General features: G+C 57.3%; 10 protein-coding genes and 1 pseudogene. 10 read left to right on the top strand and 1 reads right to left on the bottom strand.

What is annotated here, in order from left to right:
• Positions 1-182 precede the first annotated feature (182 nt).
• The 8 genes and pseudogenes from serC to ihfB all read left to right on the top strand — a co-directional run bounded on the left by serC (position 183) and on the right by ihfB (position 7821).
• Entirely contained in the window at positions 183-1268 is a 1086-nt protein-coding gene (gene serC, locus AC07VG_RS06335; RefSeq protein ID WP_495020675.1) for a 3-phosphoserine/phosphohydroxythreonine transaminase, read from the top strand.
• Positions 1268-2362 (top strand): prephenate dehydratase, encoded by a 1095-nt coding sequence (gene pheA / locus AC07VG_RS06330; RefSeq protein WP_017129662.1) that lies wholly within the window; start codon positions 1268-1270, stop codon positions 2360-2362. The genes serC and pheA overlap by 1 nt, the downstream gene beginning before the upstream one ends.
• A gap of 11 nt (positions 2363-2373) precedes the next feature.
• Complete coding sequence (gene hisC, locus AC07VG_RS06325; RefSeq protein WP_494999840.1) at positions 2374-3486, top strand: histidinol-phosphate transaminase; 1113 nt, start codon at positions 2374-2376, stop codon at positions 3484-3486.
• Positions 3479-4429: pseudogene (locus AC07VG_RS06320) on the top strand (prephenate dehydrogenase/arogenate dehydrogenase family protein); the annotation flags it as partial. The gene hisC and the pseudogene AC07VG_RS06320, both read left to right, overlap by 8 nt.
• Before the next feature lie 5 nt (positions 4430-4434).
• Complete coding sequence (cmk, locus tag AC07VG_RS06315) at positions 4435-5124, top strand: (d)CMP kinase (RefSeq protein WP_218224151.1); 690 nt, start codon at positions 4435-4437, stop codon at positions 5122-5124.
• Positions 5125-5244: 120 nt separating this feature from the next.
• Positions 5245-6936, top strand: coding sequence for a 30S ribosomal protein S1 (rpsA, locus tag AC07VG_RS06310; RefSeq protein WP_100939090.1), 1692 nt, complete (start codon positions 5245-5247; stop codon positions 6934-6936).
• 187 nt (positions 6937-7123) lie between these two features.
• Complete coding sequence (locus AC07VG_RS06305; RefSeq protein ID WP_494999841.1) at positions 7124-7405, top strand: hypothetical protein; 282 nt, start codon at positions 7124-7126, stop codon at positions 7403-7405.
• Between the two features lie 122 nt (positions 7406-7527).
• Positions 7528-7821, top strand: a complete 294-nt coding sequence (gene ihfB, locus AC07VG_RS06300) for an integration host factor subunit beta (RefSeq protein ID WP_121138149.1) — start codon at positions 7528-7530, stop codon at positions 7819-7821.
• A 184-nt stretch (positions 7822-8005) separates the two neighbouring features.
• On the opposite strand, the gene AC07VG_RS06295 is transcribed toward ihfB, so the two are convergent.
• Positions 8006-9151, bottom strand: coding sequence for a hypothetical protein (locus AC07VG_RS06295; RefSeq protein WP_495020674.1), 1146 nt, complete (start codon positions 9149-9151; stop codon positions 8006-8008).
• Positions 9152-9371: 220 nt separating this feature from the next.
• Between AC07VG_RS06295 and AC07VG_RS06290 the strand changes: the two genes are divergently transcribed.
• Both AC07VG_RS06290 and AC07VG_RS06285 read left to right on the top strand, forming a co-directional pair.
• The gene (locus tag AC07VG_RS06290; protein ID WP_494999843.1) at positions 9372-10958 is read left to right on the top strand and encodes an MBOAT family O-acyltransferase; all 1587 of its coding nucleotides are present in this window, start codon (positions 9372-9374) and stop codon (positions 10956-10958) included.
• A complete protein-coding gene (locus AC07VG_RS06285) occupies positions 10924-12015 on the top strand; it encodes a hypothetical protein (RefSeq protein WP_494999844.1) in 1092 nt (363 codons plus the stop codon). Before AC07VG_RS06290 ends, AC07VG_RS06285 begins: the two co-directional genes overlap by 35 nt.
• The last annotated feature ends 6 nt before the right edge of the window (positions 12016-12021 follow it).

Below are 12021 nucleotides of genomic sequence, written 5' to 3'. Positions count from 1 at the left end.
AGTCGCTGCTGTTGTTGTAGGAGCGAGCTTGCTCGCGATCGAGCGCGAAGCGGTCGTTGTTGGGCCGCTTCGTTGTGCCAGGGGGATCTAAATGCCCTTGCGTTTATCGCGAGCAAGCTCGCTCCTGCAGGCGTGTGGCGTAGAGTGGCTGGTGTGTATTGAAAAGCATAGCGAGAGTGGATGTGAGCAAACGAGCCTATAACTTCTGCGCGGGTCCTGCTGCGCTGCCTGAAGCTGTCCTGTTGCGTGCCCAGTCCGAGCTGCTCGACTGGCATGGCAAGGGCCTGTCGGTCATGGAAATGAGCCATCGCAGCGATGAGTTCGTATCCATCGCCACCAAGGCCGAGCAGGATCTGCGTGACCTGCTGGATATTCCCTCGAACTACAAGGTGCTGTTCCTGCAGGGCGGCGCCAGCCAGCAGTTTGCCCAGGTGGCGTTGAACCTGCTGCCTGAAAGCGGCAAGGCCGACTACATCGAGACCGGTATCTGGTCGAAGAAAGCCATCGAGGAAGCTTCGCGTTTCGGCAACGTCAATGTCGCCGCCAGCGCCAAGCCTTACGACTATTTTGCCATTCCCGGCCAGAACGAATGGAAGCTGTCGAAAGACGCGGCCTATGTTCACTATGTGTCGAACGAAACCATCGGCGGCCTGGAGTTCGACTGGATTCCGGAAACTGGCGATGTACCGCTGGTCACCGATATGTCCTCGGACATCCTCTCGCGTCCGGTGGATATTTCCCGCTTCGGCATGATCTACGCCGGTGCACAGAAGAACATCGGCCCGAGTGGCATCGTCGTCAATATCGTGCGTGAGGACCTGCTGGGTCGCGCCCGTTCGATCTGCCCGACCATGCTCGACTACAAGGTCGCGGCTGACAACGGCTCCATGTACAACACGCCGCCGACCCTGGCCTGGTACCTGTCGGGCCTGGTTTTCGAGTGGCTCAAGGAGCAGGGTGGGGTCGAGGCCATCGGCAAACTCAATGAAATCAAGCAGCGCACGCTGTATGACTTCATCGACGCCAGCGGCCTGTACAGCAACCCGATCAACAAGACCAACCGCTCCTGGATGAACGTGCCGTTCCGCCTGGCCGACGACCGTCTGGACAAACCGTTCCTGGTCGGTGCCGAAGAGCGGGGTCTGTTGAACCTCAAGGGCCACCGTTCGGTGGGTGGCATGCGCGCCTCCATTTACAACGCCGTCGACATCAACGCGGTGAACACGCTGGTGGCGTACATGGCAGCGTTCGAGAAGGAACACGGCTAATGTCCGAGCAAGAACTCAAGGCACTGCGCCTGCGTATCGACAGCCTCGATGAGAAAGTTCTCGAACTGATCAGCGAGCGCGCACGCTGCGCCCAGGAAGTCGCGCGGGTAAAAATGGCCTCGCTGGCCGAGGGCGAAGTGCCGGTGTTCTATCGTCCGGAACGTGAAGCCCAGGTGCTCAAGCGGGTCATGGAACGCAACCAGGGACCGCTGGGCAACGAAGAAATGGCGCGGCTGTTCCGCGAGATCATGTCTTCCTGCCTGGCCCTGGAACAGCCGCTGAAAGTGGCTTACCTGGGTCCTGAAGGTACCTTCACCCAGGCTGCGGCCATGAAGCATTTCGGCCATGCGGTGATCAGCAAGCCGATGGCGGCGATCGACGAAGTCTTCCGTGAAGTGGCGGCCGGCGCGGTGAACTTCGGCGTGGTGCCGGTGGAAAACTCCACCGAGGGTGCGGTCAACCACACCCTCGACAGTTTCCTCGAGCATGACATGGTGATTTGCGGTGAGGTCGAGCTGCGGATTCACCACCACCTGCTGGTGGGTGAAAACACCAAGACCGACAGCATCAGTCGCATCTACTCCCACGCCCAGTCCCTGGCCCAGTGCCGCAAGTGGCTGGACGCCCATTACCCGAACGTCGAGCGCGTGGCGGTTTCCAGCAACGCCGAAGCGGCGAAGCGGGTCAAGGGCGAGTGGAATTCGGCGGCGATTGCCGGCGACATGGCGGCCGGCCTGTATGGCTTGACCCGCCTGGCCGAGAAAATCGAGGACCGTCCGGACAACTCCACGCGGTTCCTGATGATCGGCAGCCAGGAAGTGCCGCCTACCGGCGACGACAAGACCTCGATCATTGTTTCCATGAGCAACAAGCCTGGCGCGCTCCACGAGCTGCTGGTGCCGTTCCACGACAACGGGATTGACCTGACGCGTATCGAGACCCGACCTTCGCGCAGTGGTAAATGGACGTATGTGTTCTTTATCGACTTCGTCGGCCATCACCGTGATCCGCTGGTCAAGGGTGTGCTGGAGAAGATCAGTCAGGAAGCAGTGGCCCTCAAGGTGCTGGGCTCCTACCCGAAAGCGGTTCTGTAAAGGCGTTGATCATGAGCGGTAACTTCCTCGCACTGGCACAGCCGGGCGTGCAACAACTGTCGCCTTACGTTCCGGGCAAGCCCGTGGATGAACTGGCCCGTGAGTTGGATATCGATCCGGCACGGATCATCAAGCTGGCGAGTAACGAGAATCCCCTGGGGGCGAGTCCCAAGGCCCTGGCGGCGATTCACGCTGCCCTGGCGGATTTGACCCGTTATCCGGATGGCAATGGTTTCGAGCTCAAGCAGCGTCTGTCCGAGCTGTGCCGGGTGCAGGCCAGCCAGGTGACCCTGGGCAACGGTTCCAACGACATTCTCGAGCTGGTCGCCCGTGCCTACTTGGCGCCGGGGTTGAACGCGGTGTTCAGTGAGCACGCCTTTGCGATCTATCCCATCGTTACCCAGGCGGTGAATGCCGAGGCCCGTGTAGCGCCGGCCAAGGACTGGGGGCATGACCTGACGGCGATGCTCGCAGCCATCGACGAAAACACCCGGGTGGTGTTTATCGCCAACCCGAACAACCCGACCGGCACCTGGTTCGGCCCGCAGGCGCTGGAGGCGTTTCTCGCTGCGGTGCCGCAGGATGTCCTGGTGGTGCTGGACGAGGCCTATATCGAGTACGCCCGAGGCGTCGATCTGCCGGATGGCCTGAACTACCTGGCGAGCTACCCGAACCTGCTGGTTTCGCGGACTTTTTCCAAGGCCTATGGTCTGGCGGCCTTGCGCGTCGGTTATGCGCTGTCGTCGCCCGCCGTGGCGGACATCCTCAATCGCGTTCGCCAGCCGTTCAACGTCAACAGCCTGGCGCTGGTCGCGGCCCGTGCGGCACTCGACGATGTCGACTATGTCGCCCAGAGCCGGCGCTTGAACGAAGCCGGCATGCAACAACTGGAAGAAGGTTTTCGCCAGTTGGGGCTGAGCTGGATTCCCTCGAAGGCCAACTTCATCGCGGTCGATGTCGGTCGTGAGGCCGCTCCCGTGTATCAGGGCCTGTTGCGTGAAGGTGTGATCGTGCGTCCGGTGGCCGGCTATGGCCTGCCGCGGCACCTGCGGGTCAGCATTGGCCTGGCCAGCGAGAACAGTCGTTTGCTGGAGGCGCTGGCCAAGGTCATGGCCCGTGGTTGATGTCATGTCGATGCAACCTGTGAAGCCTATGATCGGCCGCCTTGTGGTGGTTGGCCTGGGTTTGATCGGCGGATCCTTCGCCAAGGGACTGCGGGAAAGCGGTCTGTGTCGGGAAGTGGTCGGCGTTGATCTGGATCCATTATCGCGTGAACTCGCGGTCGAGCTGGGTGTGGTCGATCATTGCGAGGCCGACCTGACGACGGCTTGCCAGGGCGCCGATGTGATTCAGCTGGCGGTGCCGATCCTGGCCATGGAGAAAATGCTCGGCTTGCTGGCGGGCATGGATCTGGGCCAGGCGATCCTTACGGATGTTGGCAGCGCCAAGGGCAATGTCGTGCGCGCCGCCACTCAGGCTTTTGGCGGCATGCCGCCGCGTTTTGTCCCGGGGCATCCGATTGCCGGATCCGAGCAGAGTGGCGTGCAGGCTTCCAACAGCGCGCTGTTCCGTCGGCACAAGGTGATCCTGACGCCGTTGGTCGAGACCGATCCGTCGGCGCTCGCGACAGTCGATGCGCTCTGGCGGGCCCTGGGGGCGGATGTCGAGCATATGCAGGTCGAGCGCCACGACGAAGTGCTGGCGGCGACCAGTCATCTGCCGCACCTGCTGGCCTTCGGCCTGGTGGACTCGCTGGCCAAACGCAACGAAAACCTGGATATTTTTCGCTACGCCGCTGGCGGATTCCGCGATTTCACGCGAATAGCTGGCAGCGATCCGGTGATGTGGCACGATATCTTCCTGGCCAACCGGGAAGCGGTGCTGCGTGCGCTGGATAGTTTTCGCGGTGACCTGGATGTCTTGCGCGATGCGGTCGATGCCGGGGATGGGCCTCAGTTGCTGGAGGTCTTCCAGCGTGCGCAAGCGGCGCGCGAGCATTTCGGCAGAATCCTGGCCCGCCGGGCCCGCAAGGGCACCCTGAACGCCAATGATGATCACAAAGAGGCACGGTCGTGAATATTCAAGCTCCAGTTATCACCATTGACGGGCCGAGCGGTTCGGGCAAGGGCACGGTCGCCGGGATCCTGGCCAAGCGCCTGAACTGGTGCCTGCTGGACTCCGGCGCGCTGTATCGGTTGCTGGCGTTCGCCGCGCGCAACCATGGCGTCGACCTGACCAACGAGGAGCTCCTCAAGGCCCTGGCCGCCCATCTGGACGTGCAGTTCGTCGGTGCGACCAGCGATCGTGCCGCGCGGATCATTCTTGAGGGCGACGACGTCACCGAGGATATCCGCAACGAGCAGGTCGGCGCCTGGGCTTCCCAGGTGGCGGCGTTGCCGGCGGTGCGTGAGGCCTTGCTGCAACGCCAGCGGGCGTTCCAGGAGCCGCCGGGCCTGGTGGCCGATGGCCGGGACATGGGCACGGTGGTGTTTCCCGATGCGCCGCTGAAGATTTTTCTGACTGCCAGCTCCGAAGAGCGGGCTCGTCGCCGGTACTTGCAGTTGAAGGCCAAGGGCGATGATGTTAGTCTGTCGAGTCTGCTAGATGAGATACGTGCACGTGATGAGCGTGACACCCAGCGAGCGGTAGCCCCGCTCAAACCGGCGGCTGACGCCATACAGCTGGATTCCACGGAATTGTCCATCGAGCAGGTGTTGGAACGCATCATGAGCGAGATCGCCATTCGCGATATCGCCGGGTGACCAAGAGGTGTGCAGGGGACCAGTCATAGTCCTGCATGGCTTCTTTCATATGAACGTAACCCACACCGTCTGGGGTGTGGCAGATGGGCGTATTCTTCGCCCTTATCAACAGGAATTAAAATGAGCGAAAGCTTTGCGGAACTCTTTGAAGAGAGCTTGAAGACCCTTAATCTTCAGGCTGGTTCGATCATCACCGGTGTTATCGTTGATATCGATTACCAAGCTCGTTGGGTCACTGTCCACGCCGGTCTGAAGTCTGAAGCTCTGATCCCGCTGGAACAGTTCTACAACGATGCTGGCGAGCTGAACATCAACGTCGGTGATGAAGTTCACGTGGCGCTGGATTCGGTTGAAGACGGCTTTGGTGAAACCAAGCTGTCCCGTGAAAAAGCCAAGCGCGCTGAATGCTGGATCGTTCTGGAAGCAGCCTTCGCAGCCGAAGAAGTGGTCAAGGGCGTTATCAACGGTAAGGTTAAAGGCGGCTTCACTGTCGACGTTAACGGCATCCGTGCGTTCCTGCCAGGTTCTCTGGTTGACGTCCGTCCAGTGCGCGACACCACGCACCTGGAAGGCAAAGAGCTCGAGTTCAAGGTCATCAAGCTCGACCAGAAGCGCAACAACGTTGTCGTTTCCCGTCGCAGCGTCCTGGAAGCCGAGAACTCCGCCGAGCGTGAAGCTCTGCTGGAATCCCTGCAGGAAGGTCAGCAAGTCAAAGGTATCGTCAAGAACCTCACCGATTACGGCGCATTCGTCGATCTGGGTGGCGTCGATGGCCTGCTGCACATCACCGACATGGCTTGGAAGCGCATCAAGCATCCATCGGAAATCGTCAACGTTGGCGACGAGATCGATGTCAAGGTTCTGAAGTACGATCGCGAACGCAATCGTGTTTCCCTGGGCCTCAAGCAACTGGGTGAAGATCCATGGGTCGCTATCAAAGCCCGTTACCCAGAAAGCACTCGCGTCACCGCTCGTGTTACCAACCTGACCGACTACGGCTGCTTCGCTGAGCTGGAAGAAGGCGTTGAAGGTCTGGTACACGTTTCCGAAATGGACTGGACCAACAAGAACATCCACCCTTCGAAAGTCGTACAAGTCGGCGACGAAGTGGAAGTCATGGTTCTGGACATCGACGAAGAGCGTCGTCGTATCTCCCTGGGCATCAAGCAGTGCAAGTCGAACCCATGGGAAGACTTCTCTGGCCAGTTCAACAAGGGCGACAAGATCTCCGGCACCATCAAGTCGATCACCGATTTCGGTATCTTCATTGGTCTGGACGGCGGCATCGACGGTCTGGTTCACCTGTCCGACATCTCCTGGAACGAAGTGGGCGAAGAAGCCGTACGTCGTTTCAAGAAGGGCGACGAGTTGGACACCGTTATCCTGTCGGTTGACCCAGAGCGCGAGCGCATCTCCCTGGGTATCAAGCAGCTGGAAAGCGATCCGTTCTCCGAGTACGTCTCGGTTAACGACAAAGGCGCCATCGTTAAAGGCATCGTGAAAGAAGTTGACGCCAAAGGCGCCATCATCGTTCTGGCCGACGATATCGAAGCGACTCTGAAAGCCTCCGAAATCAGCCGTGACCGCGTTGAAGACGCGCGCAACGTTCTGAAAGAAGGCGAAGAAGTAGAAGCCAAGATCATCAGCGTTGACCGCAAGAGCCGCGTGATCCAGCTGTCGATCAAGTCGAAAGACGTTGAAGACGAAAAAGAAGCCATCCAGAGCCTGCGCGACAAGCCAGCTGCTTCGGATGCTCCAGTCGACACCACTCTCGGTGCTCTGCTGCGTGCACAGATGGAAAAACAGAACTAAGTTCTGTCAGACCATAGAAAAAGGGCGACTTCGGTCGCCCTTTTTTGTGCCCGCAATTTGACGTTCAAGGTCTGAAACGAATTCGGGGTGGTGATGGTCTTATTTATCGGTGTAAAAACGTTTGTCGTCAGGATCGATGGATTTGTGCTCCTTGAGCGGGTCAGGGAGCGCGTCAGTAAGGAAAGGAATGAGCAAGCTAATGGTTGTCCTCGCGTTGTTGTTGCTTGCGGGGTGTATCACCCAGTCGAGGACTCACGCCAGGCATGGTGTGAGCGGTATCGCGATCGACTGCTCGGGGCTTGGGTCGGATTGGGACAAGTGCTACAAGCGGGCGGCCCGGGAGTGCAAGGCTCAGGGCTATAAGGTCGTCACCCGGTCCAGTGATGCCAAGGATGAGGGGGATGGGTATCTTTTCGGTTGGAATCCGGCCGGTGCTGTCACGCGCACCATGCTGGTGATTTGTAATTAGGTGATCCTGTCCTTCGTTTCTTCTGCGTGCAGATAAGTCAATAGATGGGCTGTTCAAAACCCTCCGCTCATGCTAAAACCTTCGAAGTACTTTCCTAGCTGCTTGAAAAAGAAGGGAAAAATATGACGAAGTCGGAGCTGATCGAACGAATTGTCACCCATCAGGGGCTGCTTTCATCCAAGGATGTGGAGCTGGCCATCAAGACCATGCTTGAGCAAATGTCCCAATGCCTGGCAACCGGCGACCGCATCGAGATCCGCGGGTTCGGCAGTTTTTCGTTGCACTACCGCGCTCCGCGGGTCGGGCGAAACCCCAAGACCGGGCAGTCGGTGAGTCTGGATGGGAAGTTCGTACCGCATTTCAAGCCGGGGAAGGAACTGAGGGATCGGGTGAATGAGGATGAGGAAGAGGGGTGAGTCACAACGGGAGGATATTCATCCCCTGTCGGTGTGAGTCGCCGATACATTCTTCTCCCATCACTCAATTCGGCGTCAACATCCAAGGCAGGAACTGTATACGGTAATTCCGCAGATACGGATCTGCGCGAGGAGGCAGATGACTGCCATTCCTGCCGCGATCCGATCAACTGGCTGTTTGCCGTCAGCCGACTATCGATTTTCGTTGTTGCTCAAAAGAGCTGTCCAACGTTCGCACGGACAAAAAACGACTCTTCGTCATATCATCCTGAGCAAATTCGGCCGGGAGTTCTCCCCAGAACAACAGATGCCAGAGCCGCCACAACTGCATCCAGGCCTCGAAGTCAGCGCCTTTGCGTGTTCGGCCGGTCTGTCTTTGCAACGCGCTTCCCAGGGACTGTGCGTAGAGCCGGCAAGCGCGGCAATCGATGTTGGGCGTGCAGCATTTGACTTCTCCGGCGTCCTGCAGGTCCACATGAAAGTGCCGGTAGTGGGAGGTGACGCGGGCTGCGCAGTTGGTAGCATTGCCCGTGGCGGGATCGATATCGTACAACCCGTCCGGCTTATGCACCCACTTGTTGAAGTCATGATTGTAGAGGATTGAGTGGGGGTAATTCTCCATGGCCTCCGCGATCAATGCCTGTGAGCGTGCGAGCTCATCGGGGCCGAGGAGTAGATTGTCGTCGCCCTGGCTGAAGCGGAAATAGTCTGTGCGGTCCGGCTGATCTTCGTGCAGGCGATTCAGGTAGTCGCTTGTCGGGCTGTAATGATTGAAGCTCAGACGTAAACCTTTGTCGGCACAGAGCCTGGCTATTTCGGGAATATTGGTCAGGTTTTGCCGGGTAATGGTAAAAACGAAAATAGCCCTGGGATCGTTGCCATAGTTGCGCACCTGCTTGGCAAAAATATCCGCCCCCCTCAGCTTGGCGCTTTCTTCGGGAAGGCCCCATAACGAGATCTGCAGCCGGTAATTCAGTTCCTTTGTCAGCTTTTTGGTGCCGTTGGTATAAATAACCCCACGTGGTATGTGGCGAGCCATCACCACCAGCTTGCTTTCCACCAGTGAGGGTTCAGCGCCGGCTACTTCCGCATAGTTGATGCCACGAGCTGCCTCCTTTGCAAAAAAACGATCGATCTGCTCCAGATCCGTGATCGGGACATGGCCTTCATGGTCGGAGCCGGCGAAGAACAGGCAGCCCTCGCAAACCAGGTTGCAGGTATTGGACAGATCGTACTGGGAGGGGCGGATGGGCAGGACGTGTTTGCGTAAATAACTGAAAAAATCGTGGGGGCTTGCGCCTTCACGAACAACATTTTCGGTACCAACCATCTAGGAATCCCCGGGCGACGTATTTTTATGAATAGGGTCTATGCTTCGCATCCATGCAAAAAAATTATCTATCGGGCCATATGAAGCAGTCTATTCCATAGATTCGATATGGCAAATAGGCGATAGTGGCATCTTGCTTTTATGCTGGAAAAGATCGACGAAGTGAGAGTGGTCGGTATTCGGTTTATTGGCGTCAAACATCCGATTTCAGAGACTGTATATGTTGTTTAACAGCCTGCCTTTTATGGCGCTTGCCTCCCTTGTACTCGTCATCACACTCCTGCTTCACCGGTTGGGTACTCAGCCTCCCAAGTATTTCCTGATTTTCGCGTCCTTGGGCTTCTATGCATTGTGGAACCCAGCCGATATACCGGTGTTGCTATTGTCCCTTTGTACAAACTGGGTGATAGGGGAAGGGCTGTCAAAAGTGCAAGGGCACCAGCGGGCTATGCTGTTGGGCATTGGTATCTGTGCGAATTTGCTGTTGTTGATCTGGTTCAAGGTCGGTTCAAACGCCCTGAGCCTGCTGAGCCTCGAATGGCAGAGACTGCCTGTTCCTGTCGAGCGCCCACTGCCACTGGGGATTTCTTTTTTTACCTTTCAGCAAATAGCCTACCTGGTGTCGCTCTACCGCACGGGGAGCAAGGCCAAAGCGGCGGATTACACGTTTGTCATTTGTTTCTTTCCGCACCTTGTCGCCGGCCCTCTGGTCCGCCATCGGGATATGCTTAAACAGCTCAATTGGCCGCGTACCTTTGCGTTGCGTTCCGCCAATGTGTTTGCGGGAACCAGTCTGTTTATTATTGGTTTAAGCAAGAAAGTCTTGTTGGCCGATCCATTGGGAGCGTATTCGCACCGTCTTTTCGGCCTCGCAGACAGCGGGCAAGCATTGGATATGCTCAACGCATGGATCGCCGCACTGGCCGGTTTCCTGAATTTCTATTTCGACTTTTCCGGCTATTCCGATATGGCATGTGGATTGGCGTTGATCGTCGGTATACGCCTTCCGTTGAATTTCTATTCGCCGTTGAAGGCGGTGAGCATGGATGAATTCTGGAATCGCTGGAATATCACGGTGACACAGTTCATCCGTGAACACGTATTTCGTCCTTTGGCGGGAAAGCGATTGGTGATCTGGCGACATCTGGCAGCGTTGCCCCTAACGATGATCGTTGCTGGTTTCTGGCACGGTGCTACGTTCAACTATCTGCTCTGGGGGACATTGCACGGAGCCATTGTGACTTACCAACATGCCCGTCGCCTGGTGTTCCGCACCCCGCCACCACGCAATCTGCCGGCGGGAAGGCGGTTATTGAGTTGGGGGCAGACTCAACTGCTGTTGATTTGCCTGGGATGTATTTTTCAGACGCAGACACTCGGGGGCGCATGGGAGGTGCTGGTCGCCTTGTTCGGTTTTGGCGGTAGTACCCAGGAGGTTGTTCTGCCCTCGAGTTTTCACCCCACCTGGTTGAATGGCACCGCGGTCCTGCTGGGGATGAGCCCACCTGACAGTCTATCGGCACTGCCGGGAACCATCGAGGCGCTGGGCCTGATTTTCCTGGCCTGGTCGATCTGCTTGTTTGCACCTAATTCCATGCAGCTATTGGGGCGTTATCGGCCCATGCTTGATTCGACGAATTTACTTCGTCAGGGCACGATCCCCAAACTATCCGGCGTGCGGATAGCGGGTTTACCCTTGGTCACACCGGGTATTGGCTGGCTGCTCATACTGTCCTGTTTATTGGCATTGACCTTGTTGCGCGTACTGTCCAATGCGCCAAGCCCATTTAACTATTATCATTACTGAAGTGATTACTCCTTTGGCGCCAGCTCTTTACATCCGTTTTCGACGTTCGGTTCTATGGCTCCTTGCGATAGCGGCTCTTTTGACGATTCTGGCTAACCTGTTCAGCGTGGAATTTGCAAAACTGCTTATTCAGCGAGGTTTTTGGCAGGAAGGTAAAGTCTGGAAAGGGCTATTGCTGGATACCCAGGAGTCGGCGCCAGAAGTGGTGTTGGTAGGCTCTTCCAGAGTACAAAATCACTTCAATACCGAGTACTTCAAGCAAAACGGGCATCGCGTATTTAACCTGGGAACGCCAGGCATTCTGCCCTGGGACTTTCCGTTTATGGTGCGGCAGGCAGCCAAAGCGGCTGAAAAAACCGTAGTGATCAGTATTCCCGCCGAGATTCTTCTCGGCGCTGTAGGCTGCCCGCTGCGATGGACGTTGACGGACATGGCATTCTATGCGGAGCAGGCGCCGGCCTGTTTGCAGGGGTTATCTCTCATTGAGTGGCTTGAGCCCTTGCCGATCAATGCATTGTTCAGTGAAACCTTTCCCGATGTACATTATGACCCCTGTAATGAAAATAGCAGGCGCTCACCGCTCAACGAACTTCAGGCTGCCCGAGGCTTGGGGCTTTGTGAGGATGCGCGGGGGCTTATGTTGTTGCGCTACAGTCGGCGTTGGGTCGCGGTCTTCCGCAATGGTGATGGTTTGATTATTCCTGACAACTACCCGGCGAGACAGGCGCAAGTCACTTGGCGTGATCAGCAGGCGGCGGATTTGCAACCTGCGGTGTTGCGCTTTTTGAATGGTCTGGCCGATAGGGTCAGGATGGAAAACAAGACACCGATCTTCGTCGTTGAGGCTGCCCCCCTGGAGCACCTGCGAATTCCGCATGGCATTATCGAGCGTGAGACAGGGGCTCGAACCTTGTATATGAACGAGCTCGGCTTTGCGGATGATGAGATCGCCGACCATGACCATGTTGGGATCAAGGGTAATGCTCGTTTGAGCAAACTCTTGTTCGAGCAGCTCTTTTGTGCGACGAGCACTTCGTCAGAAAAGGGCTGCCCCTGACTCAGA

Source organism: Pseudomonas sp. GW821-FHT03C07, from assembly GCF_059420925.1.
The sequence above is the reverse complement of the archived record's forward strand: the minus strand, read 5'-3'. Positions and strand labels throughout refer to the sequence as shown.

Excerpts from the sequence above, each read along its gene's own strand:
- pheA (WP_017129662.1), top strand. The coding sequence starts at position 1,268 with ATGTCCGAGCAAGAACTCAAGGCACTGCGCCTGCGTATCGACAGCCTC.
- hisC (WP_494999840.1), top strand. The coding sequence starts at position 2,374 with ATGAGCGGTAACTTCCTCGCACTGGCACAGCCGGGCGTGCAACAACTG.
- rpsA (WP_100939090.1), top strand. The coding sequence starts at position 5,245 with ATGAGCGAAAGCTTTGCGGAACTCTTTGAAGAGAGCTTGAAGACCCTT.
- AC07VG_RS06305 (WP_494999841.1), top strand. The coding sequence starts at position 7,124 with ATGAGCAAGCTAATGGTTGTCCTCGCGTTGTTGTTGCTTGCGGGGTGT.
- ihfB (WP_121138149.1), top strand. The coding sequence starts at position 7,528 with ATGACGAAGTCGGAGCTGATCGAACGAATTGTCACCCATCAGGGGCTG.
- AC07VG_RS06295 (WP_495020674.1), bottom strand. The coding sequence starts at position 9,151 with ATGGTTGGTACCGAAAATGTTGTTCGTGAAGGCGCAAGCCCCCACGAT.
- AC07VG_RS06290 (WP_494999843.1), top strand. The coding sequence starts at position 9,372 with ATGTTGTTTAACAGCCTGCCTTTTATGGCGCTTGCCTCCCTTGTACTC.
- AC07VG_RS06285 (WP_494999844.1), top strand. The coding sequence starts at position 10,924 with ATGCGCCAAGCCCATTTAACTATTATCATTACTGAAGTGATTACTCCT.